The organism is Staphylococcus lugdunensis, assembly GCF_002901705.1.
Classification (GTDB): domain Bacteria; phylum Bacillota; class Bacilli; order Staphylococcales; family Staphylococcaceae; genus Staphylococcus; species Staphylococcus lugdunensis.
This window is the reverse complement of the sequence record NZ_PPPV01000012.1, coordinates 807,643-832,605: the sequence shown is the minus strand read 5'-3', so window position 1 is coordinate 832,605 and position 24,963 is coordinate 807,643. Positions and strand designations below refer to the sequence as shown.

The window sequence follows — 24,963 nt, the reverse complement described above, 5'->3', positions numbered from 1 at the left end:
TAATGGAGGTGTTCCAATTGTCTTTGGAGATAGAGAAAGCGGACAATAATCAACATGCGGTATATAACCAATCACTACTAGATGAATTATTAAATAACAATGATATTGATGATTTTAGAAAAGAATTTCTCGCAATGCATTCATATGAGCAAAGCGAGTATTTTGAGGATAGCGATAATGTTATTAGACATAAAATATTTCAATTGTTATCACCTCAAGAAGTTGCTGGATTTTTCGATCAATTAGAAATAGATGATGAGGATTATGAGCAATTATTCGACACAATGAATGCACAATATGCAAGTAAAGTTTTAGAAGAAATGTCCTACGATAACGCGGTAGATATATTAAATGAGTTATCAAAACCCAAAGTAGCAAGTTTGCTGACATTGATGAATAAAGACGATGCCAATGAGATTAAGGCATTACTGCATTATGAAGAAGATACAGCCGGCGGGATTATGACGACGGAATATATATCATTAGAGGCTGAAACACCAGTTAAAGAAGCATTGATGCTTGTCAAATCACAAGCTCCTGATGCAGAGACCATCTATGTTATTTTCGCAACGAATGTAGAAGGACAATTGGTTGGTGTTCTATCATTACGTGACTTAATTGTTTCTGAAAATGATGCTTATATAGAGGACATTATGAGTGAGCGTGTAATTAGTGTGAACGTTGCAGACGACCAAGAGCATGTTGCACAAAAAATGAGAGACTATGATTTTATTGCGTTACCAGTTGTTGATTATCAGGACCATCTGCTTGGGATCATAACTATTGACGATATTTTAGATGTTATGGATGAAGAAGCTAGTGAAGACTATTCTCGTTTGGCCGGTGTTTCTGACATTGATTCAACGAATGATTCAATTGTAAAAACAGCAGCAAAACGTTTACCTTGGCTCATTATTTTAACATTTTTAGGTATGATAACAGCTACCATTTTAGGCAATTTTGAAGATACTTTATCTAAAGTTGCTTTATTAGCAGCATTTATTCCAATTATCAGCGGGATGTCAGGAAATTCAGGCACTCAATCACTAGCCGTTTCAGTTCGGAATATTTCGACAGGAGAGATTGATGAACAAAGTAAGTTTAGAGTTGCATTACGTGAAGCGGGGAGTGGCATGTTATCTGGTTCGGTTTGCGCTATCATCTTATTTCTAATTATCGTTGTTGTTTTCAAACAGCCGTTTTTAGCTTTAATTGTTGCAGCAAGTTTAACTATAGCTATGACGGTTGGTACTTTAGTAGGTTCCATGATTCCATTATTAATGATTAAAATAAACATCGATCCTGCAGTAGCAAGCGGTCCGTTTATTACTACAATTAATGACATTGTTAGTATGTTAATTTATTTCGGATTAGCAACATCATTTATGTCATATTTAACTTAGGGGGGCGCATATGGAGTTTTTCTCACTTGTAATTGTTGTCGTAGCGGCATTTTTTACGCCGATATTAGTAAATCGTTTAAATATTAGTTTTTTACCTGTTGTTGTAGCAGAAATTTTAATGGGAGTGATTATTGGGAATTCTTTTCTAAATTTAGTTGAAAAGGATAGCATGCTCAATATTTTATCAACGCTTGGCTTTATCTTTTTAATGTTTTTAAGTGGTCTTGAGATTGATTTTTCAGCCTTTAAAAAAGACACACGCAATCGTCAGGGGCAAAGTCAAGAGGATAAAAATGTGCCTAGCCATTTAAATATGGCGTTAACTGTTTTTATCTTTATTATGATTATTTCTATTGTTTTAGCTTATGCTTTTAAATGGCTAGGTTTAGTTGATGATGTGCTATTGATGATTATTATTATTTCGACAATTTCTTTAGGTGTTGTCGTGCCAACGCTAAAGGAAATGAATATTATGCGCACGACGATTGGACAGTTTATTTTATTAGTAGCAGTATTAGCAGACTTGTTTACTATGGTGTTATTGACAGTATACGGTGCATTAAATGGTCAAGGTGGCGGTTCGATATGGTTATCAGCGATTTTAGTTGTTTTTACCGCTATTTTTTATATTATTGGTATTCTGTTCAAACATATGTCCTTTTTACAAAAATTAATGTCAGGTACAACACAAATTGGAATCCGTGCGATTTTTGCATTAATTATTTTATTAGTAGCATTGGCTGAAGGCGTGGGTGCTGAATACATTTTAGGTGCGTTTTTAGCTGGTGTCGTAGTTTCATTACTTAAACCCGATGAGGAGCTTGTGCAAAAATTAGATTCATTTGGTTATGGCTTTTTTATACCGATATTTTTTATTATGGTTGGTGTAGATTTAGACATACCATCACTTATTAAGGAACCCGCTTTATTGATTATTATACCGGTATTGATAGGTGCATTTTTAATATCAAAACTCTTACCAGTATTATTTATTCGACGATGGTTTGATACGAAAACAACCATTGCGTCAGCATTTTTACTCACTTCAACATTGTCATTAGTTATTGCGGCGGCGAAGATAGCAGAACAGCTAAAAACGATATCGTCAGAGACATCTGGTATTTTAATCCTCAGTGCCGTGATTACTTGTGTCTTTGTACCTGTTGTTTTTAAAAAATTATTCCCAATTCCAGATGAAGTTAATCGACGTATTGAAGTGGCGCTCATTGGGAAAAATCAACTAACCATACCAATTGCACAAAATCTAACATCACAGCTTTACAATGTGTCTTTATATTTTAGAAAAGATTTAAGTGATCATCGTCATTTGGCTGATAGTATTACTGTACTAGAAATCAATGATTATGACGAGGCGATATTAACTCGATTAGGTTTATTTGATAATGATATTGTCGTATGTGCAACCAATGATGATGAGATCAATCGTCGTGTTGCGATGATGGCAGAAGAACACGGTGTTAATCGAGTGATTTGTCGTTTAGAGACAATGACTGATGACGTGGGAATGAAAAATTCTGGCATAGAAATATTCAGCAACTTTTTAAGCAATAAAATTTTTCTTAAAGGACTTATTGAAACACCCAATATGCTTAATTTACTAAGCAATGTGGAAACATCTTTATATGAAATTGAGATGTTAAATCATAAATATGAAAATCTAGAATTGCGTAATTTCCCATTTGGTGGCGATGTTATCTTTGTACGCATAATTAGAAATAATGAGTCTATCGTGCCACATGGTGATACACAGTTGCGTTATAAAGATCGTTTAATTGTAACAGGGTCTAAGGAATATGTAGATGAACTTAAAGGCGAGTTAGAATTTTATTATTAAGGGAGTGAAAATGTTACTCAATGTGAATTTGTAGTCCCGGCCCGGCAAGGTTGACTAGGATTGAAAAAACGTGGTATCAATGTATTTTCAATCCAGTCAACTACTGCCAATATTTAGTTTTAGCTTAAAACATAATGATGTCTCAGGCTCAGGAACATACATGTTACACCACAAGTATCGAGGGCATTAAAACACTTTATTAGACACTAGAAATAGTGTTAAAATGTTGTATGATGCATAGAAGAGAGAGTTATGTATATAAAAAACGAAACAAGGAGATAGTTTAAATGTTAAATCTTGAAAATAAAACGTTTGTCATTATGGGTATTGCAAATAAACGCAGTATTGGGTTTGGCGTAGCTAAAGTATTAGATAAGTTAGGCGCAAAGTTGGTATTTACATACCGTAAAGAACGCAGCCGTAAAGAATTAGAAAAATTATTGGAACAATTAAATCAAAATGATCCAAAATTGTATCAAATTGATGTGCAAAAAGACGAAGATGTTATTAAAGGTTTTGCTAAAATTGGTGAAGAAGTAGGCAATATTGATGGCGTTTATCATTCAATTGCCTTTGCAAATATCGAAGATTTACGTGGTCGCTTCTCTGAAACATCACGTGAAGGTTTCTTATTAGCTCAAGATATCAGTTCATATTCATTAACACTTGTAGCGCATGAAGCTAAAAAAATTATGCCTCATGGCGGTAGTATTGTGGCAACAACATATCTTGGTGGCGAATTTGCCGTTCAAAATTATAATGTGATGGGTGTAGCTAAAGCAAGTTTAGAAGCGAATGTTAAGTATTTAGCGCTAGACCTTGGGCAAGATAACATCCGTGTAAATGCGATTTCTGCTGGCCCAATTCGCACACTTAGTGCTAAAGGCGTAGGTGGTTTCAATACAATTTTGAAAGAGATTGAGGAACGCGCACCTTTACGTCGTAATGTAGATCAAGAAGAAGTCGGTAAGACAGCAGCATATTTACTTAGTGACTTATCTAGTGGTGTGACAGGTGAAAATATTCATGTAGATAGTGGATTCCACGCGATTAAATAATGATATTTTATTGAACACCGTTTGCATACCATAAATATATGGTAAGACACGGGGCCCCAACAAAAAGAATTTCGATAAGAAATTCCACAAGCTCAGGAAGTTGGGGTGGGCCTCAACAAAGAGATGTTTGAAATGAAAGCCAACAAACAAAGCGAGTTGGGGTAGCAAAAGAAAGCTGTTTCTTAAGAAAGCAAACCAACAATATAAAATGTTTTAAATAAGCCAGTAAATGAGTTTAAATACAACCCATTTACTGGCTATTTTTCTAGGAATGATTGTCCAGTTTCTTCTTTAGTTTGAAAACATTACACTGCTCTTATTAATCTTTAACGTCACTATTGGCTTTATCCATAATACGAGTGCGGTACTTAAAGATGTTGCTCGCGACTGTTTTCAACACTGCGTATAATGGAACTGCGATAAGTATGAGTGTAAATCCACCTAAATCGCCAGCTGCTAAAATAACGACGATAATTGTTAATGGGTGAATGCTTAACGATTTACCCATTACATTTGGTGTAATGACATTACCTTCAAGTTGTTGTGCAATTAATGTGACTATACAAACCCAGATAAATGTTGTAGGGCTATCGATAATTCCTAAAATGCCAGCTGGTGCGAATGACAACCATGGGCCTAAGAAAGGAATTAAGTTAGCAACACCAGCAAATAATACGAGTAAAGGTGTGTATGGTAATCCGATAATTGTATAACCGATATATAAGATGATTCCTAGGATAACACTAACGGTAACCTGTCCTTGGATGTATGATTTTAATGTAAAGTTTAAATCCTGTAATAAACCTACAGCAAAAACTTTACGCTCTCCTTTGAAAAATTTAGCCACAGCTGGAATAAACTTTTCATGATCTTTTAACATATAAATTAAGAAGAACGGTACCATAACCAACAAGAAGATAGTAGAAATAAATGAAGTAATATAACTTAAAGAGTTGGCTAATACATCAGATACGCCATCTCCTAAAGACTTCACAGTATTATTAATACGAGTAGTCACATCACTAGGTAATTTATCCATTTGTTTTAGTGAGAAATTAATAATTCTTTCAACGTCATTTTGAATAGTTGGAATAGCATGAATTAAGCTATTAACATTTGAAATGATGATAGGTGCGATAAATGCAACAACAACTGCAACAATTGCAATCAAAGCAATAAAAATTGTTGTAATACTTGCCCATCTAGGGAAGCCAAATTTTTCCAATAATGTTTGAAATGGTAAACAAATATAAAATAGAAAACCACTTAGTATAAATGGAAGAAACACTGAACCAATGATGGTAGCAATTGGTGTGAATACGCTATGTACCTCCATAATTAATTTTATCAGTAAGAACAGAATTAATAATGCAACACCCGTTCTAAACCACACTTTATTAAGCATATGCTTAAGTCCTCCTAAATTTCATCATTCAATATATTTAAGTATATATCAAAACTTGTAACGACAAAAGTTATTTTAAATATAAACACAAATAAACAATTCAAGTTGAAGCCAAGATATTTTTTAAATGAACTTATCATTACTGTATTTTTCAAATCTTATTTTAAAAGTGAAAATCTCTTGTTACAATATGAATACGATAACTAGGGGGCCAGTCCAAATGTTAGATTTTAAGCCAGGTAAAATTAATAAACATATTTTACATAGTGTTATATTACAAAGAGATATTACGTTATCTATATATTTACCCGAAACATATACTAATTTATCAAAATACCAAGTAATCATTTGCTTTGATGGGCTCGATTTTCTTAGATTTGGTCGTATTCAAAGAGACTATGAACGCTTAAGACAAAATGAACAAATCCATCCAGCCATAATCGTAGGCTTTAACTATGAAGATGTAGATAAGCGACGTGCTGAGTTTCATCCACAAGGTCAACGCAGTTCACAGACGATTCAAGCTGTAGGTAAAGAGTTGTTACCGTTTATAGATCAAACATTCCCAACATATAAAGTGGGTAACGCGCGATTATTAATAGGAGATAGCTTAGCCGGAAGTATTGCATTAATGATTGGGCTTACTTATCCGACAATATTTAGTCAAGTTGCCATGTTAAGTCCGATGTATGATGACTCAATTAGAGCACGCTTTGAAGCATGTCAACAACGTGATCAGTTGACGTTATGGCAAGCAATTGGATTGGAAGAGGAAGATTTCAAGTTACCAACGACAGGAGCGCCAGCCAATTTTCTAACACCAAATCGAGAATTGTCGGCACTAATAAAGCGTTATGGTATGTCACACGAATATGTGGAATTTGATGGCGGACATAATTGGAAATCCTGGAAACCAATGTTAGAGGATATTTTGAAATATTTCTTAAAGGTCGAAGAATAAGAAGATTTATAATATGCATAGATTACCAATGGGGCGTATCACAGGCAACACGATTGTTGATCAAAAAGCAGTTTGTTACAAGAAAGGTAGCGGGACTACGAATTTATTAGAATTCTGCCTCGCTCCGCGGCAAGAGTGACTAAGGTGGAAAAGCTTGATATAAGCATATTTTTAATACAGTCTATTCATATATAGTTTAGAGCTTAAAACGTAATTATGTTTTAAGCTCTAAATAGCTAGATTCATGCCAATAAAAATAATTCATATAATGAAATAATTTTTATTGTGCATTTAAGCTTATTTTTAAAGTTTTATAAAGCTTGTGCCGTCGGACGGATGATGATTTCATTAATTGAAGTTTCCACAGGTGTATCAATTGCAAATTGAATCGTACGTGCAACTTGTTCAGGTGGAATAGCTAGATTTGAGTAGAAGTCTTTAAGATTGTCTTTAATTTCTTGATCACTACCCTGTTGTGGTAATTCAGTTTGTACAGCTCCAGGTGAAATAACAGTTACACGTATATTTGATTGTACGCTTGCTTCCTCTTGTCGTAATGCTTCACTTGCTGCCCATACACCAAACTTAGTAGCTGAATATACACCTGTTGTTGCGCCAGATTGGTGTGCAGATAATGAAGCAATATTGATAATATGACCTGATTGTTGCTTACGCATAGTAGGTAAGGCAGCATCTATACCATATAAAGTTCCTTTTAAGTTAACATCAATCATTTGATTCCATTCTTCAACCAAACCTTTTGAAAATTCAGACAATGGCATTAGTCCTGCATTATTAATCCATACATCAATTTTTTTATAGTTTTCTAATGTCACTTGAGCTACTTTTTTACTTTCTTCTAGTTTTGATACATCTGCAGTAACATAGATGGCTTGACCACCATCATTTCTAATATCATTAACTAATTGAACCAAACGTTCCTTACGTCGCGCAGCAATTACTAAAATATTACCAGCTTTAGCTAACATTTTGGCAGTTGCTTCTCCTATACCACTACTTGCTCCTGTGATTACAATTACTTTTGACATATGTTAATCGTCTCCTTTTTCATCTTTCCTTAGGGCTACATAAGCCTCATAGCGTGCTTTTTCTGTATAACCATTTTTTTGTAGTTCTGCTAAATGTTGATGGATTTGTATCTTTTTGACTAGATATTCACGAGTAGATATAAGTTCATTAATTTGTGTATCCAATTTAGTTAAAGTGTTATTCAAAAGTTGAGTTGATAATTGATGATTGTGAAATTCTTTCATAATTTGTTTGATATCTTGTAATGACATACCAACATTTCGATAATGTGCAATCGCCATAAGCGTATCCATAGTTATTTCATTAAAAATACGAATACCTTGCTTATTTCTAGGTATATTAATTAAACCTTCTTTTTCGTAAAAACGTATAGTGTGTGGTGAAAGTCCAGTCTCATTAGATACTTCTTTGATTGTCTTCATTGAATCTCCTTTCCAACATATCTTAACCATAAACCCTTAGAGTAACTCTAAGTCAAGCTTTAAGTATAATGAAATTATAAAGGTGGTAGAGGGACTACGAAATCATTATGAATTCTGTCTCGCTCAGCGGCAAGAGTGACTAAGGTGAAAAAGCTTGATATAATCGTATTTTTAATACAGTTAACTACTGCCAATACAGAGATCAAAGCTCAAAATATAATTATGTCCCAGACTTAATAATATTATTAGTCAAAAATAATTAATTATTTATTTTTAAGTAACGGTTTTCATGTGATTTTGATATAATAGAGCTATGTAAAACAAAGGAGGGGTAACAATGATTTTAGGATTAGCATTGATTCCATCAAAATCATTTCAAGATGAGGTGAACGCATACCGTAAACGTTATGATACTCATTACGCTCAAATTAAACCTCATATCACAATCAAGGCGCAATTTCATATTAATGAAACGGAATTAGATTCAGTTAAACAAGATATTAAAGCTAGAATTAGTGATATTGCACCTATTGATGTACATGTGACAAAAGCATCAAGTTTTAAGCCAACTAATAATGTTATCTACTTTAAAGTTGCGAAAACAGATGAATTAGAAAAATTATTTAAACAATTTAATACAGATGCTTTTTATGGTATAGCTGAACATGCATTTGTCCCACACTTTACTATCGCTCAAGGTTTATCAAGCCAAGAGTTTGAAGATATTTATGGACAAGTTAAATTAGCAGGGGTAGACCATAAAGAAGTTATTGAAGCATTATCACTCTTAGAATATGACAATCAAGAAGATAAGTGGAATGTTATTGATACATTTCAATTTTAAACAATATGAATAAAAGATACTGTATGATGCACAGTCTAGTCATCATACAGTATCTTTTTTTAATGCGTATGTTTATTTGATTTAACGAAAAACGTGCCATAGAAAAATGCTAGAAATAGGAATACTATAGCTGAAAAGTAAAATGCATTATTCAAACTGTTTGTGAATTGAGTGATAAGACCGCCAAATAGTGGACCTATCATCGAACCAAAACCTTGCACACTATTAAAAACGCCCCATGTTTCTTCTTGCTCTTCGGGATTAATTTGTCCTGCCATAAATGTATTCCAAGCAGGGAGTAATAAACCATACATAAGGCCAATAAATAACGCAATTAACCACACAATCATGATGTTTGTGACTAATGACAGCCAGAAAATAAATGCTGTGTATAGTACAAAGCCAAAAATGATAATGCTATACATAAAGTTACGGCTATTATTGTCAATCATTTTAGATAAGAACAGCATAGAAAAGGCGCAGGCCAATCCACCAATTACAATAGCAACGGTATATTCTATGGTTGTTACTTTGACAACTTTTGTCGCATACGTCGGTAAAATAGGAACGAGTGCTGAAACTGCTGCACCTTGGAGTAAAATACCAGGAAACAACACAAGATGTCGTTTCATAACGTTTATAATTTGACCGATTTGTTCTTTAACTGGCTTAGTATTGTAATTAGTTAATTGAATATTAACAAAGTAATACATAACCCAAGCAACAATGACAACTAAAGACATCATAAAGGCAAAGCGAGTAGGGTGCAATTTAACAAGCACATTCATAAACGCCCAACCAACGAGCAACCCAGAGAGCCATGCAAAATAAACATAACCCATTTGTTTGCCACGTTTATTTTCCTCTACACTTGATAACATGATAACCCAGATTGGGCTAACAGCGATACCGAGCATAATCGCTGATAAGATAATGATAATAGGGTTTGCTGGAACCCAAATCACTAAAAATAAACTAATAAAAGCGAGGAAAAAGCCTGCTGTTAGCACAAGCTTTGCTCCCCATTTTTTTAGTAGAAAACCTATAACGAAATTGGTAGATGCATCTGCAATAAAATGTATGGATAAAGCTGCAGATGTTACAGCCACGGAAATCGATGTGACAGTTGGCAAATAGTTTATATAACTAAGTGTATACATACCACGTGCGAATTCCATTAAAAATAAAATAATTAGCATGATGACAAAGCTTTTCTTACTATTTGTATGACTATTTGACAAAGAATCTTGCATACAATGGAACCCTTCCGTAAACTTCTTGATATTGTGATGAGTGATTGATTAAAGATAATAAATCAGTACATAATTTATATGTAGAATAGTCTACTTTTGTTTTTTTCATGCGTTGTGACATTGCTTGTAAAGCTTGTACATCATGCGTTAATTCAGATACACAGTTAATTGCATCTTCAGGTGTATCTGCAATTCTACCAAAACCTTTGTTTTCAAAATAACGCGCATTTTCTAACTCTTGTCCAGGTGCAGGGTTTAAAAAGACCATAGGAAGCGTTCTTGTTAGCGCTTCGGATATTGTGATGCCGCCTGGTTTTGTAATCATAAGTTGACTTGATGCCATCCATTCATTCATATGTCTAGTAAATCCTAGAATTAATACATTTTCTTGTTCTTTGAATTCAAAGGCTAATGATTGTTTTAAACCTTTGTTTTTACCGCAAATCATCACAATTTGTGCGTGCGGACTCTTATCTAATATAGCTTTAATTAATTGGTCGAAACCTTTAGACACTCCGAATGCCCCTGCAGACATTAAAATCGTTGGTTTTTCTGGGTCTAATTTATGCTTTCTTAACCAAGCATCTTTATCAATCGGAGATTCGAATTTATCTGATATTGGAATGCCTGTAACCTTAATATGAGATGCTGGGATGCCTACACTCATAAAATCAGCTTTGGTATCTTCAGTAGCTACATAATAACGCTGTGAATGCGGTGTGATCCAGTTTTTTTGCATACGATAATCTGTCATTACAGTTGCGATAGGTATGTTCATATTAAATTGTTCCGTTAAAACAGACATGACTGGTGTTGGAAAAGTCAAGAGGATCAAGTCAGGCTTTTCTTTCAACAGCAAGTTTATTAATTTATTTAAGCCATAATATTTGTAAAAACATTTATCTATCTCTTCAGGGCGACTATAGTAAAAGTTTTTGTACATATTGCGAAAATATTTAAAGCTATTGATATACCACTTTTTACAGATAGAAGTCAAAATTGGATGAGCTTCCATAAATAAGTCATGTTCAATAACACTGAGATGATCCAAATTCATTTCATTGAATTGGTTAACGATACTTTCTGTTACTTGTAAGTGTCCGTTACCAAAGGACCCAGTAATAATCAATATCTTTTTAGTTTGAGTAACCATAAATAGCCACCCTCCGTTAGTTTCAGTTTCAATTATATCTAAGCATTATAACACATTCATTCATCTTTGATAGTCGTCGTTGTCTTAATGTTACTAATCACTTAATAGTACTTTATTAATATAAAAATGTTAAATAATTAAGTCCTTACTATATTAATTGACTATATCTTTGTATATTACCATGGTAGCACGATTTTAATGAAATGTATTGTCATAATACAATTTATAGTAAATTTTTAAAATTTTTACCCTAAATTAATAAAGTTAAGCCCTAATTAATTTTTTGACTAATTAAATCGGATGTAAATGTTTTGATTGAAAAAGATAAGAATAAATTTATCATCATCTTTAAAACGTGTATAATGAAAGTATTGTAAAAAAAGTATTGTAAAAAAGGAGCGATACGTTTTGAATGCGAGCACATTATTTGAAAAAATTAGAGTAAAACAAGTAATTGGAACTTTAGATAGACACGTAACGGATATTACAACGGATTCACGTACAGCTAAATCAGGAAGTATTTTTGTAGCATCAAAAGGTTATACGGTAGACAGTCACAAATTTTGTCAAGATGTCATTAACCAAGGATGTCAAATTATTGTTGTGAAAAGTAAGCAAGAAGTCGAAGGCGATGTAACTCAAATTATTGTTAGTGAGACACTCAGAGTGGCAAGTTTGTTAGCGCATACCTTATTTGATTTTCCGAGCCATCAATTAACGACGTATGGTGTTACTGGAACAAATGGTAAAACTTCAATTGCTACCATGATTCATTTGATTTATCGTAAGTTACATAAAAATAGTGCTTATTTAGGAACAAATGGTTTCCAAATTAATGAGCAAAAGACAAAAGGTGCGAATACTACGCCTGAGACAGTGTCATTAACTAAAAAGATTAAAGAAGCCGTGGATGCTGGTGCAGAAGCGATGACAATGGAAGTGTCAAGTCATGGTTTAGCTTTAGGTCGACTTAGAGGTGTTGAATTTGATGTTGCTATATTTTCAAATTTAACACAAGATCACTTAGATTTTCATGGCACTATGGAAGCATATGGACATGCTAAATCATTACTCTTTAGTCAATTAGGAGAAGATTTATCTAAAGAAAAGTACGTAGTTTTAAACAACGATGATGCTTTTTCTGAATATTTAGCGTCAGTAACCCCATACGAAATTTTTACATACGGTATTGATAACGATGCGCAATTTAAAGCAATTCATATTAATGAATCATTACAAGGAGTAACATTTGAACTTGACACACCATTTGGTAACTATAATGTACAATCACCATATGTTGGTAAATTCAATATTTCAAACTTAATGGCAGCAATGATTGCTGTGTGGAGTAAAGGAATACCTTTTGAAACTATTGTCGAAGCAGTGAAAACGCTTGAACCGGTCGAAGGACGACTTGAAGTACTTGATCCGAATTTACCTATAGATTTGATTATTGATTACGCACATACAGCAGATGGAATGAACAAATTAATAGATGCTGTTAAACCATTCGTAAAACGAAAACTGATTTTCTTAGTAGGTATGGCGGGTGAACGTGATTTAACTAAAACGCCAGAAATGGGAACAGTAGCTTGTCGAGCAGATTATGTTATCTTTACACCAGATAACCCAGCTAATGATGATCCTAAAATGCTAACTTCAGAATTAGCTAAAGGGGCCACGCACGATAACTATGTTGAATTTGAAGATCGCGCAGAAGGCATTAGACATGCAATTGAAGTTGCCGAACCGGGGGATACAGTTGTATTAGCATCTAAAGGAAGAGAACCTTATCAAATTATGCCAGGACATGTTAAAGTTCCGCATAGGGATGATTTGATAGGCTTAGAAGCTGCCTATAAGAAATTTGGCGGTGGCCCCGTTGATCGTTAAACAACTGATTATTCATCATGAAACGGTTAATGTTTATCTATATAAGAATAAAGAAACAAATCATTTGTTGATAGCTATTCCAGATGTTTTCTGGTCTTTCGAAATATCTTTAGCTACACATATAAATAAAATTAACGATGAATTAATGATGCAATTATTTACTTTTAATAATGAACAAGATGCAAGTACAATTGCTTCTAAATTAACTGGTTGGATTGCGGATAATTTAAAAGGAGATTTATAAATGAGTTTAAAAGATGAAGTAGAGTCAAGAAAGACGTTTGCCATCATTTCTCACCCAGATGCTGGTAAAACAACGTTAACAGAAAAACTATTATACTTTAGCGGTGCGATTCGTGAAGCAGGTACTGTTAAAGGTAAAAAGAGTGGTAAATTTGCTACAAGTGACTGGATGAAAGTTGAGCAAGAACGTGGTATTTCAGTTACAAGTTCAGTTATGCAATTTGATTACGATAATTATAAAATCAATATTCTTGATACACCAGGGCATGAAGACTTTTCAGAAGATACGTATCGTACTTTAATGGCTGTTGATAGTGCTGTCATGGTTATCGACTGTGCTAAAGGAATCGAACCACAGACATTGAAGTTATTTAAAGTTTGTAAAATGAGAGGTATTCCGATTTTTACATTTATCAATAAGTTAGATAGAGTTGGTAAAGAACCATTTGAATTATTAGATGAAATTGAAGAAACATTGAATATTGATACATATCCAATGAATTGGCCTATCGGTATGGGACAAAACTTCTTTGGCATTATTGATCGCAAAACAAAAACAATTGAGCCATTTAGAGATGAAGAAAATATATTACATCTAAACGATGATTTTGAACTGCAAGAAGCGCATGCAATCCAGAATGATAGTGCATTTAGCCAAGCAATTGAAGAAATGATGCTCGTTGATGAAGCTGGAGAGCAATTTGATGATGAGGCCTTATTAAGTGGCGATTTAACACCTGTATTCTTTGGGTCAGCATTAGCAAATTTTGGAGTGCAAAATTTCTTAAATGCTTATGTTGATTTTGCGCCAATGCCTCATGCAAGACAAACAAAAGAAGATATAGAAGTAAGTCCATTTGATGCTGATTTTTCAGGATTTATATTTAAAATTCAAGCCAATATGGATCCAAAACATAGAGATAGAATTGCCTTTATGCGTGTAGTAAGTGGTGCATTTGAGCGAGGTATGGATGTAACGTTACAGCGTACACTTAAAAAGCAAAAAATCACACGTTCTACTTCATTTATGGCAGACGATAAAGAGACGGTCAATCATGCAGTTGCTGGTGATATTATAGGTTTATATGATACGGGGAACTATCAAATTGGTGATACACTGGTTGGCGGTAAACAAAAATATAGTTTTCAAGATTTACCCCAATTTACCCCGGAAATATTTATGAAAGTATCTGCCAAAAACGTTATGAAACAAAAGCATTTTCATAAAGGTATAGAACAATTAGTACAAGAAGGTGCAATTCAATACTATAAAACATTACACACCAATCAAATTATTCTAGGTGCAGTAGGCCAGTTGCAATTTGAAGTATTTGAACACCGCATGAAGAACGAATATAACGTCGATGTTATCATGGAACCTGTAGGTAGAAAAATTGCTAGATGGATTGAAAACGAAGATGATATTAAAGATAAGATGAATACATCACGTTCTATTCTAGTTAAAGATAGATATGACCAACTTGTATTCCTTTTTGAAAATGAGTTTGCAACACGTTGGTTTGAGGAGAAATTCCCAGAAATAAAACTTTATAGCTTGTTGTAATTATATGAATCTTCAAGTTACTTATAAATTAGCCACACAATTTGTAGGCAATATATTGTACTAAGTTATCAATATATGTATAATATTGGTAACAAATGAATACCTATGACTGATGTCAGAGGGGAGTAACTTGAGATGTGGACAGGCACTTCGCTGCATTTATTAATAAAATGTCTGCATTAACACTTTATCGTCACTACGAAGGATGACTTCCGGTAAAGTGAGCGTCATCGCTTAGTGAGACCTTTGCTAATAATTTAGCATGGGTCTCTTTATTTGTATATCATGAACAAAGGAGTTGTCCGCTTTGGATCCGAGCTTAATTTTGCCTTATTTATGGGTTATACTCGTTCTTGTATTTTTGGAAGGCTTACTTGCCGCAGATAATGCAGTCGTAATGGCGGTAATGGTAAGACATTTACCACCAGAACAAAGAAAGAAAGCCTTGTTTTATGGATTATTAGGTGCTTTTATATTTAGATTTATTGCATTATTCTTAATTAGTATTATTGCGAACTTTTGGTTTATACAAGCAGCAGGGGCTGTTTACTTAATTTTTATGTCTATTAAAAATTTATGGAATTTCTTCCATAGTAAAGATGAACCTCAACCTGAAGGTGATGATCATCATTATGATGAACACGGGGTTGAAAAGAAATTAAGCCCATTACAATTCTGGGGCACTGTATTAAAAGTTGAGTTTGCAGATATCGCATTTGCAATTGATTCTATGTTAGCCGCAATGGCAATAGCTGTAACATTACCAAAAGTTGGAATTCATTTTGGTGGTATGGATTTAGGTCAATTTTCGGTGATGTTTATTGGCGGCATGATTGGTGTTATTCTAATGCGTTTTGCAGCAACATGGTTTGTAGAGCTACTTAACAAATATCCTGGCTTAGAAGGTGCAGCATTTGCTATTGTAGGTTGGGTAGGTATCAAGTTAGTTGTGATTGTTTTAGCACATAAAGACATTGCGGTGTTACCAGAAGATTTTCCACATTCAACTTTATGGCAAACTATATTCTGGGTAGTAATGATAGGTTTAGTTTTGGTAGGTTGGTTAACATCTGTACACAATAATAAAAAACGTGAACAACAATAAAGATAGATAACTTTGTCCATGGAGCATTCATGGGCAGAGTTTTTTTATAACTATAACAAATTGCAGATTTTAGTTAGACATATTAAGATTTAAAATATAGAAGTATATAGTAAAATGCTATAAATGTTCGTTATCATCAAGCAATTATATATTGATTGTGTCATAATAATAGAGTAATAAAAGTAAGGAGTTGTCATCTTTGGATAAGGGTAAAAAACAAGTGATACCTAGAAGTCAGTATCGAAGAAAAAGACGCGAATTTTTCCATAATGAAGAAAGAGAAGCACGAATTCAACAAGAGCAACAAGAAAAATTAAAACAAGCAAAAAAAGAAGCGCAGCAATCTAAAGTTAATGAAGAGCGTGTTAAAGATAATTTAAGAAAAGCACGTATTGAGAAATTAACGCAAGAAGAAATCCATCAACAACACAGTCAAGATATAAAAGAAAATACCCCAGACACTAGTATTCAAGATAATAATCATATAAAACAACCAGTTGGAAAAGAAACAAATAGTATTGATGATGAGAAAAATACAGTAGAACATCACGCTAAAAAAACTGACGAAAAAATAAAGCAACAGAATGCGATTGACCGTGCAGATAATTATCAAAATGATGAACCTATCCAACAGAAAACATCAGAAACAAAAGAAAAACCAAAAGAGACAGAATTACAAAATGATAGTAAAGATAATAAAGAGCAGCAACGAGATACATTAGAGAAACAGGAATCAAGACCTAAGAAAACGAATAAAAAACATAATAGTAAATTCAATCAGTCAACAACAAAAAAAGTCAATCAAGAAGAACCACCTTTATACACACACCAGCAAATAAAGAAAGAAAATACACAACGTAAAAACGATACAGAGACAGTAAATTCAAAGGATGAACAAAAGCAACAAGCAGCAAATATAATAAGCGCTAAAAAGAACCATAAGCAAACACATCAAGAAAAGCCTAAAAAAACACCAACAGAACCCAATAAGGCAACTAAAGAGAATAAACAAGATAATATTAATAATGCACAGATTTTAGAAAGCATCACTAAATTCTTTAAAAAACATTGGGTTAAAGTTGTTATTGTTGTTGCAGTAATTATATTAATTTTATTATTAAGTGCAATATTTAGAAATGTAAATAACACTGGAACAAATCAAAGTGGTTTACTCAACTCTGGAAATCATGATAAGAAATATACAGCTACTATGAAAAGTGCCAATAGCGCAGTTAAATCAGTAGTTACGGTGGAAAGTGAATCACCTAAAAACAGCACCTTACCCAAAGATACTAAAGACTCAGAAAGTGAAATTGGTTCAGGTGTCGTCTACAAAAAAGTGGACGGCGCCATTTATATTATGACCAATGCACATGTAGTAGGAAATGAAAAAAAACAAAAACTTACATATGGCAATAACCAAACAATTCAAGGAAAAGTTGTAGGAAAAGATAAATGGTCTGATATTGCTGTTATCAAAGCTGAAGCACCTAAAGACGATGCATTAACACCAATTGACATTGGCGATTCTAGTAATTTAATACTCGGACAATCCATTTTAGTGGTCGGTAACCCATTAGGCGTTGATTTTAAAGGCTCAGTTTCTAAGGGAATTATTTCTGGTATGAATCGTTTTGTACCAGCTGATTTAGATAAAGATGGTAAATATGATGTTTTATCGAAAGCATTTCAAGTTGATGCACCAGTTAACCCAGGGAATTCTGGTGGTGCTGTTGTGGATGAAAATGGTGACTTAATAGGTATTGCCTCTTTAAAAATCAACATGGATAACGTAGAAGGTATGGCATTTGCCATTCCAATTAATGATGCTCAAAAAATTGCAAAACAACTAGAAGATAAAGGGAAAGTTGTTTATCCTAATACAGGCATTGATTTACAAAATGTCGGCGACTTAAATGATACTGAAAGAAAAGCAATAAAATTACCGGACAAAGTAAAAAATGGTGTTGTGATTAAACAAATCGATACAGATTCTTTAGGTGAAAAATCGGGTTTAAAAACAGATGATGTCATAGTAGAATTAGATGGTAAGCTAATTGAAGATAATTTGAGATATAGACAGATTATATTTAGTCATAGAGAAGATTTAAAAACGATTACAGCAAAAATTTATCGTGATGGTGAGCTGAAAGAAGTAAAAATTAAATTGAAATAGTGTTGAGGTGAAGTAGATGTCTATCTTCAATCAGTTACTAAAGAAAACCACTCCTCAACAGGGGATTGTACTGTATTATTTAGTAGCCATCGTCATTGCATTCTTATTATTAAATTTACCATTTGTCCATAAACCTAATGTCAATGTCAATCCAATAGATACTTTATTTGTAGCTGTATCTGGTATTAGTGTGACTGGATTATCGCCAGTTAATATTGTAGACACATATTCTACATTTGGCCAAGTCATCATTCTAATCATTCTAAATATTGGTGGCATTGGTGTGATGGCTATTGGAACCCTATTATGGGTTGTATTAGGTAAACGTATTGGGATACGTGAACGTCAACTCATTATGCTCGATAATAATAGGGAAACGATGAGTGGAACAGTTAAATTAATACTTGATATTGTAAAAACCATATTTGTTATTGAATTAGTCGGTGCATTATTACTAGCATTTTATTTTTATAGAGATAATCCAGATTTAAAAAACGCTTTAATGCAAGGTTTATTTGTGTCAATATCAGCTACTACAAATGGGGGCTTAGATATAACAGGGGAATCTCTTATTCCTTATGCAAATGATTACTTTGTCCAAACTATCGTGATGGTATTAATTATTTTAGGTTCCATTGGATTCCCAGTACTATTAGAGACAAAAGCATATATAAAAAATAGAATAACTAACTTCAGATTTTCATTATTTACAAAAATAACGACATCAACTTATTTCTTCTTATTCTTTTTTGGGATTATAGCAATTTTAGCACTAGAACATAATCATGCATTTAAAGGACTTAGTTGGCATCAGGAATTATTTTATTCATTCTTTCAGTCAGCAACTACAAGAAGTGCAGGATTACAAACGATAGATGTGACTAACTTCAGTGATGCTACAAATATTATTATGAGTTTACTCATGTTTATTGGATCATCTCCTAGTTCTGTAGGTGGTGGAATTCGAACAACTACATTTGCTATCTTAATATTATTTGCACTTAATTTTAGTAATAATGAAGAAAAAACATCTATTAAAGTTTTCAATAGAGAATTGCATATTATGGATATACAACGATCATTTGCTGTATTTATAATGGCAAGTATTTTAACCTTTGTAAGTATGATTGTTATTGCTACAGCTGAGAATGGTAAATTAACTTTCTTACAAGTGTTTTTTGAAGTGATGTCTGCGTTTGGTACTTGCGGGTTAACACTAGGGGTAACTGATGATATTAGCAATGTGACTAAAATAGTATTAATGGTTCTTATGTTTATAGGACGTGTAGGTTTGATTTCATTTATTATAATGATTGCCGGTCGAAGAGAACCAGATAAATATCATTATCCAAAAGAGCGTATTCAAATTGGTTAATTATCACTTGTACGTTGGAATAGAAGCAAAACGATAGTTTAATAATTAATTACACAATCTTGTCGGGGCGAGACTACGAATTCATATTGAATTCTGTCTCGCGCCTTTTTTAATATTTCTTAATATGTCTAGCTGTTGATGAAGAATTTAAAAACATACAGAAACTTGTTTAACATGGATTGTTTAATATGATCGATGTTAAACTAAAGTTGACAGGAGGATGGCAATATGGAGAAAAATGAGAGAATTAGTGTTGACGTCATTACTACTACGGATATGCATAGTCAATTCTTAAATGGAAATTATGGCTCAAATATATATAGAGCAGGGCAATACGTAAAAGATATTAGAAAACGTAATAAACATGTCTTGTTACTTGATAGTGGAGGAAGTTTAGCCGGCTCGTTACCAGCTTATTACTATGCCATAGTTGCTCCATATAAGCGACATCCTATGATAAAACTAATGAATGCGATGCAATATGATGCAAGTGGTATTAGTTCAGATGAATTTAAGTTTGGTCTGTCCTTTTTAACACGCTCAGTATCACTTGCAAGGTTTCCATGGTTATCCGCAAATATAGAATATAACATGACACGTGAGCCATACTTTTCAACGCCTTATGTAATCAAACAATATCAAGATGTGAGAATTGGTATTATAGGATTAACCGCAGATGGATTAATGAAAAATGAATACGCTGAAATGGAACCAGATGTAAAAATCGAGAAAACCTTACTATCTGCTAAACGCTGGATTCGTTATATTCATGAAACTGAGAAAATTGATTTTTTAATTGTAATTTATCATGGTGGTTTAGATAAAATAAGCCAAACTACAAATAGTCGTCATAGTGAAAATGCAAATGAAGCTGAGAAATTAATACGTGAGATGGGTGTGATAGATTTAATTATTACGGCGCATCAACATCAAACGGTAATAGGTAAAGACAATGAAACGGTGTATGTACAAGCTGGACAAAACGCTGAAGAATTGGTTCATATTAATATACAGTTTAAAAAACGCACGAATAGCTATGAAATAGAACATGTCAATGCCGAAGCTATAAATTTAAATCAACATAATGAAGATGAAGCATTATTAAAGCTAACATATTATGATAGAAAAGCAGTTACACATTGGTCTAATGAAATCATTTCTGAAACCTCGTGCTCCTTACAAGTAAATAGCTTAGAAGATATGGTAGCGGGTTCACATCACTTTACACAACTGCTGCATGACAGTTTGCGGTATGCATTTAACAATAATATCACCTGTGTTAATGTGCCTAGAAATGGAGAGCAAGGGTTAAAACAGCAGATACAAAATAAAGATATTTATGAAGCATATCCTCATCCAGACAAACCCATTGATATAACGCTGTTAGGTCAACAGATCAAAGATATCTTAGAATATAGTTATGCACATTTGGAAATTGAAGATGACCATTTGAAACAAACTGTGATAGATGAAACATTATGCACGCAATGGCAAGGATTTAATTATGAAGTGAATATGAAAAAGCCGCCATTTCAAAGGGTTACTATTAAAGGAATTGATTTAAATGGTAGTTATCGTGTTACTATGACCGATTATTGTTTTAGAAATTATCAGTTTATCATTGGTGACGTTATAGTAAACAGAGATAGTTTTGAATATCCAATGTCATTTATTATGACAAAACTATTAAACACCCATGACTATCGCCCTCAAATTAAAAATAATTTTATTGTAAACTCCTAACAATGATGCTTCATTAATTATAAACGTAGTGTAGCATTCAATTACTTGTTTTAAACTAAAAAATAAAAGCATTTCTTAGCTGCATAGGCTAAGAAATGCTTTTTAACCATGAAATATTAATAATAGAATAATTGCAACAATCTGAGCAACAGATGTTGTTGCAATGCGACGTGTATAATGATAGCTGAGGGATAAAATAAGTTGACATACAAAGATGAAAACAACAATCCACCAATTATCTAAGTAAATAAACAAGGAACTGGAACATAATGCTGTAATTAGTACTTGTAACCAATATGGTAAATGAAATGCATTTAATTCCTTTTGCAGCACAGTTCGCATATATAATTCATGGCATGGTATGACAAATAATAAAGTAATTAGCATTTGCCATTTATAATGAACACCTGTTTTCGTTAATTCTTTAATTAATTCAGTGTAACTTAAATCATTTGAAATAAACGAGAATATTAACTGAATAATAATGAGTAAAAGGGCTGTAATTAATCCAACACCAATTGAAGTCAATAATCTTTTTGACTTAATGTCTCGCTGATAAAATACATAGCTTATTCCAGCAATTAGCATAATACCAGTATATAGGTACCAATATTCTTGGTGTTCGCCCCACATCACAAGTAAAATAAGGTGAAATACGATAAAGCTTGCAATAAACCATTTTAAAGCATTAGATATCTTCTTCATTGAAAATTAACCTTCTTGTTCAACGATTTTATACCGTTTATGATTAATTACAGTTTTTTCAGGTAAATCTAAGTCATTGAAATTTTCCATGATAGTCAAATCAACAATAACAGAGTTATCATTTATTTTTTCAACACGGCCTCTTAAACCGTCATAAAATTCTACAATATTACCTACTTCAGCAACAGTCATTCTGAGTCCTCCCTCAAATCATAGCTAAATTTTATTTTACTAAAAATTACACTACAAATAAACAAATTTCTCTTATAAATGCATATTTAAAGCTAAAATATGAAAAAAATGTCATAAATGAGTTAATGATTGGAAATTTTATTGGAATTAAGGCATAAAGTAAATAAGGGCATAAAGAAGAGAACTAAGGAGAGATAGAATGAAGTTTATAAGTAATAATAATATTACTGATCCAACACTTAATCTTGCCATGGAGGAATATGTTTTAAAACAATTACCCTCAGAGGAAAGCTATTTCTTATTTTACGTGAATCGACCATCAATCATAGTTGGGAAGAACCAAAATACGATTGAAGAAGTAAACAAGGAATACATTGATGAACATCATATTGACGTGGTACGTCGTATTTCAGGTGGTGGTGCTGTTTATCATGATACAGGAAATCTAAACTTTAGTTTTATAACTGATGATGATGGAAATAGCTTTCATAATTTCAAAAAATTTACCGAGCCCATTGTTCAAGCATTACAGTCATTAGGAGTAAATGCTGAAATGACAGGACGTAATGACATTCAAGTAGGTAGCGCAAAAATTTCTGGGAATGCAATGGTAAAAGTCAAAGATCGAATGTTTAGTCATGGCACATTAATGTTGAATAGTGAATTAGATGAAGTGCAGAATGCTTTACGTGTTAACCCAGCAAAAATAAAATCTAAAGGTATCAAATCCGTACGTAAACGTGTTGCCAATATTGAAGAGTTTTTAACAGAAAAAATTACTATTGAAGAGTTTAAACAAATTATTTTAAAAACGATTTTCGGTGAACATGAAGTAGAAGAATATCATTTAACTGATGACGATTGGAAAAAAATAGAACAATTAAGCAATGAAAAATACAGAACATGGGAATGGAATTACGGTAGAAACCCTAAATATAATTTTGAAAGAGAACATAAATTTGAGCGTGGTTTTATACAAATAAAACTAGATGTTAAAAAAGGAAAAATCGAACATGCTAAAATATTTGGTGATTTCTTTGGAGAAGGTAATATTACAGAATTAGAACAAGCATTAATTGGGTGCTTACATGATTATCCTCACATCAAAGAGGCTTTAGCTGATTATGATTTTTATTATTATTTTGGAGATATTGATAAAGATGAAATAATTAAGTTAATGTCCTAAGCATTAATTAAGGGCTATTCGCTTACTTGTTTAAGTAGTGAATAGCCCTTTTAGGATTTATACCAGGATCCGGATTTAGTCATTTAGAAACGCCTCCAATTTTTTGTATTCGTTTGTGTAATTCATAAAGTCTGTTTCGTTTTTATCAATGAGTGCCTTATCAATCAAGGTGGTTAACTTATCCTTTCTAGCCTTTCTTAGCGCCTCATCAATAATAAGTTCAACGCCTAAGTCGTTAACTGTAGTGACAAATTGATCAAGAGTTGTGTGTTGCACATTAGTATTATAATGCATAAGAAACACGACCTTTCTACATATTTAATTTATTTAAAATTAGTATACATCTGTTCAATTTCGAAATCAATGAATATTCTGACATTTGTTCGAGAAAAAGGTGTAAATATATTCTTAAGGTATAACTTGACATTAAATAAAAATGATATAAAATATTAGTCAGTTATATGTTTTAAAGAATATATAATACTTTAATCGAAAGAAAGGAAGGTTACTCTATGGACAAAAAAACCATATATGTTATACGTAAAGGAGATATGGTCATACGACCCATTATCGACGATTATGGACATGCTCAAGGAACAGAAATCATTAAATTTGACACCACAAAAGAAAGAAGCCCATTTAAAACGCAGAAAATTATAGAAAGATCTTGCAAGTTTTACGGAAATAATTATCTTAGCAAAAAAGCAGAAACAAGTAGAATCGCTCGTATTAATAGCAAACCTCCGATATTACTCACTCCCTTATTCCCAACTTATTTTTTTCCAACACATTCTGACAGACAAGAAGAAAACATATGGATTAATATGCATTTTATTGTAGATATTAAGCCTTTAAAGCACAGAAAAAGTAAAGTCATTTTTGCTAATCATGAAACACTTATCATAAATGTGTCATTTCATAGTATGTGGCATCAATATATAAATGCCATTTTTTATTACTACATGGTAGATAAACAATCTAAAATGCGTTCAAATAACCCCGATATGCCTATTGATTATGAAAAATCCTCACTAAATATTTACGAAGCACTTTCCCAATATTCTCTATTAGATAATAAATAGCAGTGTGTTTAAATTTAAATTATGCGGGATGTTTATATTAATTTAGTGTAAATATTCCGTATAAATTTTAAAGAATATCTATTGCAAAAATCACGTTTATTGTTATAATAGTATTTGTGCTCATTGGAGATACTATACATTAATCCACAGTAGCTCAGTGGTAGAGCTATCGGCTGTTAACCGATCGGTCGTAGGTTCGAGTCCTACCTGTGGAGCCATGGAAACGTACTCAAGTTGGCTGAAGAGGCGCCCCTGCTAAGGGTGTAGGTCGCGAGAGCGGCGCGAGGGTTCGAAT

At 32.9% G+C, this 24,963-nt stretch carries 22 protein-coding genes and 1 tRNA gene; 15 read left to right on the top strand and 8 right to left on the bottom strand.

Annotated features, from left to right (window positions below; genetic code table 11):
- Window positions 1-17 precede the first annotated feature (17 nt).
- The 3 genes from mgtE (at window position 18) to fabI (ending at window position 4,316) form a co-directional block, all read left to right on the top strand.
- Complete coding sequence (gene mgtE, locus CD041_RS04680; protein WP_070647937.1) at window positions 18-1,403, top strand: magnesium transporter; 1,386 nt, start codon at window positions 18-20, stop codon at window positions 1,401-1,403.
- A 10-nt stretch (window positions 1,404-1,413) separates the two neighbouring features.
- Window positions 1,414-3,258 carry a monovalent cation:proton antiporter family protein gene (locus tag CD041_RS04675; RefSeq protein WP_070647938.1) on the top strand — a complete coding sequence of 615 codons (1,845 nt, stop codon included), beginning with the start codon at window positions 1,414-1,416 and terminating at the stop codon, window positions 3,256-3,258.
- A gap of 287 nt (window positions 3,259-3,545) precedes the next feature.
- Entirely contained in the window at window positions 3,546-4,316 is a 771-nt protein-coding gene (gene fabI / locus CD041_RS04670; protein WP_070647939.1) for an enoyl-ACP reductase FabI, read from the top strand.
- 319 nt (window positions 4,317-4,635) lie between these two features.
- On the opposite strand, the gene cozEa is transcribed toward fabI, so the two are convergent.
- Window positions 4,636-5,721 (bottom strand): lipoteichoic acid biosynthesis protein CozEa, encoded by a 1,086-nt coding sequence (cozEa, locus tag CD041_RS04665; protein WP_002459499.1) that lies wholly within the window; start codon window positions 5,719-5,721, stop codon window positions 4,636-4,638.
- 220 nt (window positions 5,722-5,941) lie between these two features.
- On the opposite strand from cozEa, the gene CD041_RS04660 reads away from it, so the two are divergent.
- Complete coding sequence (locus CD041_RS04660; RefSeq protein ID WP_070647940.1) at window positions 5,942-6,682, top strand: esterase family protein; 741 nt, start codon at window positions 5,942-5,944, stop codon at window positions 6,680-6,682.
- Window positions 6,683-6,993: 311 nt separating this feature from the next.
- Here CD041_RS04660 and CD041_RS04655 read toward each other — a convergent pair whose 3' ends face one another.
- Both CD041_RS04655 and CD041_RS04650 read right to left on the bottom strand, forming a co-directional pair.
- On the bottom strand, window positions 6,994-7,731 hold the full coding sequence (locus CD041_RS04655) for an SDR family oxidoreductase (protein ID WP_080606605.1): 738 nt from the start codon (window positions 7,729-7,731) through the stop codon (window positions 6,994-6,996).
- Window positions 7,732-7,734: 3 nt separating this feature from the next.
- The gene (locus tag CD041_RS04650) at window positions 7,735-8,154 is read right to left on the bottom strand and encodes a MerR family transcriptional regulator (protein WP_002478411.1); all 420 of its coding nucleotides are present in this window, start codon (window positions 8,152-8,154) and stop codon (window positions 7,735-7,737) included.
- 337 nt (window positions 8,155-8,491) lie between these two features.
- Here CD041_RS04650 and CD041_RS04645 point away from each other — a divergent pair, with 337 nt between their 5' ends.
- Window positions 8,492-8,998 (top strand): YjcG family protein, encoded by a 507-nt coding sequence (locus CD041_RS04645; protein WP_002478410.1) that lies wholly within the window; start codon window positions 8,492-8,494, stop codon window positions 8,996-8,998.
- A gap of 59 nt (window positions 8,999-9,057) precedes the next feature.
- Here CD041_RS04645 and ltaA read toward each other — a convergent pair whose 3' ends face one another.
- Window positions 9,058-10,251 carry a lipoteichoic acid biosynthesis MFS flippase LtaA gene (gene ltaA / locus CD041_RS04640; protein WP_002459494.1) on the bottom strand — a complete coding sequence of 398 codons (1,194 nt, stop codon included), beginning with the start codon at window positions 10,249-10,251 and terminating at the stop codon, window positions 9,058-9,060.
- Window positions 10,229-11,404: a diglucosyl diacylglycerol synthase gene (locus CD041_RS04635; RefSeq protein WP_070647941.1), complete on the bottom strand. Its 1,176-nt coding sequence runs from the start codon at window positions 11,402-11,404 to the stop codon at window positions 10,229-10,231. The genes ltaA and CD041_RS04635 overlap by 23 nt, the downstream gene beginning before the upstream one ends.
- Window positions 11,405-11,812: 408 nt before the next feature.
- On the opposite strand from CD041_RS04635, the gene CD041_RS04630 reads away from it, so the two are divergent.
- The 7 genes from CD041_RS04630 (at window position 11,813) to CD041_RS04600 (ending at window position 21,503) form a co-directional block, all read left to right on the top strand.
- Complete coding sequence (locus tag CD041_RS04630) at window positions 11,813-13,297, top strand: UDP-N-acetylmuramoyl-L-alanyl-D-glutamate--L-lysine ligase (RefSeq protein ID WP_002478408.1); 1,485 nt, start codon at window positions 11,813-11,815, stop codon at window positions 13,295-13,297.
- Entirely contained in the window at window positions 13,287-13,541 is a 255-nt protein-coding gene (locus CD041_RS04625; RefSeq protein WP_002459491.1) for a YueH family protein, read from the top strand. The genes CD041_RS04630 and CD041_RS04625 overlap by 11 nt, the downstream gene beginning before the upstream one ends.
- Window positions 13,542-15,104: a peptide chain release factor 3 gene (locus CD041_RS04620; protein ID WP_002459490.1), complete on the top strand. Its 1,563-nt coding sequence runs from the start codon at window positions 13,542-13,544 to the stop codon at window positions 15,102-15,104.
- Window positions 15,105-15,411: 307 nt separating this feature from the next.
- The gene (locus CD041_RS04615) at window positions 15,412-16,209 is read left to right on the top strand and encodes a TerC family protein (RefSeq protein ID WP_002459489.1); all 798 of its coding nucleotides are present in this window, start codon (window positions 15,412-15,414) and stop codon (window positions 16,207-16,209) included.
- Window positions 16,210-16,408: 199 nt separating this feature from the next.
- Entirely contained in the window at window positions 16,409-18,385 is a 1,977-nt protein-coding gene (locus tag CD041_RS04610) for a S1C family serine protease (RefSeq protein ID WP_070647943.1), read from the top strand.
- A 16-nt stretch (window positions 18,386-18,401) separates the two neighbouring features.
- A complete protein-coding gene (locus CD041_RS04605) occupies window positions 18,402-19,760 on the top strand; it encodes a TrkH family potassium uptake protein (RefSeq protein ID WP_002459487.1) in 1,359 nt (452 codons plus the stop codon).
- A 228-nt stretch (window positions 19,761-19,988) separates the two neighbouring features.
- Window positions 19,989-21,503: a bifunctional metallophosphatase/5'-nucleotidase gene (locus CD041_RS04600; RefSeq protein WP_062077450.1), complete on the top strand. Its 1,515-nt coding sequence runs from the start codon at window positions 19,989-19,991 to the stop codon at window positions 21,501-21,503.
- Between the two features lie 102 nt (window positions 21,504-21,605).
- Here CD041_RS04600 and CD041_RS04595 read toward each other — a convergent pair whose 3' ends face one another.
- Entirely contained in the window at window positions 21,606-22,208 is a 603-nt protein-coding gene (locus CD041_RS04595; protein ID WP_002459485.1) for a CPBP family glutamic-type intramembrane protease, read from the bottom strand.
- A 6-nt stretch (window positions 22,209-22,214) separates the two neighbouring features.
- Window positions 22,215-22,400, bottom strand: coding sequence for a YkvS family protein (locus CD041_RS04590; RefSeq protein ID WP_002459484.1), 186 nt, complete (start codon window positions 22,398-22,400; stop codon window positions 22,215-22,217).
- A gap of 199 nt (window positions 22,401-22,599) precedes the next feature.
- Between CD041_RS04590 and lplA the strand changes: the two genes are divergently transcribed.
- Window positions 22,600-23,586 (top strand): lipoate--protein ligase, encoded by a 987-nt coding sequence (gene lplA / locus CD041_RS04585; protein ID WP_002459483.1) that lies wholly within the window; start codon window positions 22,600-22,602, stop codon window positions 23,584-23,586.
- A 75-nt stretch (window positions 23,587-23,661) separates the two neighbouring features.
- On the opposite strand, the gene CD041_RS04580 is transcribed toward lplA, so the two are convergent.
- The gene (locus tag CD041_RS04580; protein ID WP_002478404.1) at window positions 23,662-23,880 is read right to left on the bottom strand and encodes an IDEAL domain-containing protein; all 219 of its coding nucleotides are present in this window, start codon (window positions 23,878-23,880) and stop codon (window positions 23,662-23,664) included.
- 218 nt (window positions 23,881-24,098) lie between these two features.
- On the opposite strand from CD041_RS04580, the gene CD041_RS04575 reads away from it, so the two are divergent.
- Both CD041_RS04575 and CD041_RS04570 read left to right on the top strand, forming a co-directional pair.
- A complete protein-coding gene (locus CD041_RS04575) occupies window positions 24,099-24,668 on the top strand; it encodes a competence protein ComK (protein ID WP_002459481.1) in 570 nt (189 codons plus the stop codon).
- A gap of 143 nt (window positions 24,669-24,811) precedes the next feature.
- Window positions 24,812-24,886: transfer RNA gene (locus tag CD041_RS04570), tRNA-Asn, on the top strand.
- Window positions 24,887-24,963: the final 77 nt, after the last annotated feature.

Coding starts and splice junctions, on each gene's coding strand:
- CD041_RS04650 (WP_002478411.1), bottom strand. CDS start 8,154: ATGAAGACAATCAAAGAAGTATCTAATGAGACTGGACTTTCACCACAC.
- CD041_RS04605 (WP_002459487.1), top strand. CDS start 18,402: ATGTCTATCTTCAATCAGTTACTAAAGAAAACCACTCCTCAACAGGGG.
- CD041_RS04675 (WP_070647938.1), top strand. CDS start 1,414: ATGGAGTTTTTCTCACTTGTAATTGTTGTCGTAGCGGCATTTTTTACG.
- fabI (WP_070647939.1), top strand. CDS start 3,546: ATGTTAAATCTTGAAAATAAAACGTTTGTCATTATGGGTATTGCAAAT.
- lplA (WP_002459483.1), top strand. CDS start 22,600: ATGAAGTTTATAAGTAATAATAATATTACTGATCCAACACTTAATCTT.
- ltaA (WP_002459494.1), bottom strand. CDS start 10,251: ATGCAAGATTCTTTGTCAAATAGTCATACAAATAGTAAGAAAAGCTTT.
- cozEa (WP_002459499.1), bottom strand. CDS start 5,721: ATGCTTAATAAAGTGTGGTTTAGAACGGGTGTTGCATTATTAATTCTG.
- CD041_RS04660 (WP_070647940.1), top strand. CDS start 5,942: ATGTTAGATTTTAAGCCAGGTAAAATTAATAAACATATTTTACATAGT.
- CD041_RS04575 (WP_002459481.1), top strand. CDS start 24,099: ATGGACAAAAAAACCATATATGTTATACGTAAAGGAGATATGGTCATA.
- CD041_RS04600 (WP_062077450.1), top strand. CDS start 19,989: ATGGAGAAAAATGAGAGAATTAGTGTTGACGTCATTACTACTACGGAT.
- CD041_RS04580 (WP_002478404.1), bottom strand. CDS start 23,880: ATGCATTATAATACTAATGTGCAACACACAACTCTTGATCAATTTGTC.
- CD041_RS04645 (WP_002478410.1), top strand. CDS start 8,492: ATGATTTTAGGATTAGCATTGATTCCATCAAAATCATTTCAAGATGAG.
- CD041_RS04635 (WP_070647941.1), bottom strand. CDS start 11,404: ATGGTTACTCAAACTAAAAAGATATTGATTATTACTGGGTCCTTTGGT.
- CD041_RS04590 (WP_002459484.1), bottom strand. CDS start 22,400: ATGACTGTTGCTGAAGTAGGTAATATTGTAGAATTTTATGACGGTTTA.
- CD041_RS04620 (WP_002459490.1), top strand. CDS start 13,542: ATGAGTTTAAAAGATGAAGTAGAGTCAAGAAAGACGTTTGCCATCATT.
- CD041_RS04655 (WP_080606605.1), bottom strand. CDS start 7,731: ATGTCAAAAGTAATTGTAATCACAGGAGCAAGTAGTGGTATAGGAGAA.
- CD041_RS04595 (WP_002459485.1), bottom strand. CDS start 22,208: ATGAAGAAGATATCTAATGCTTTAAAATGGTTTATTGCAAGCTTTATC.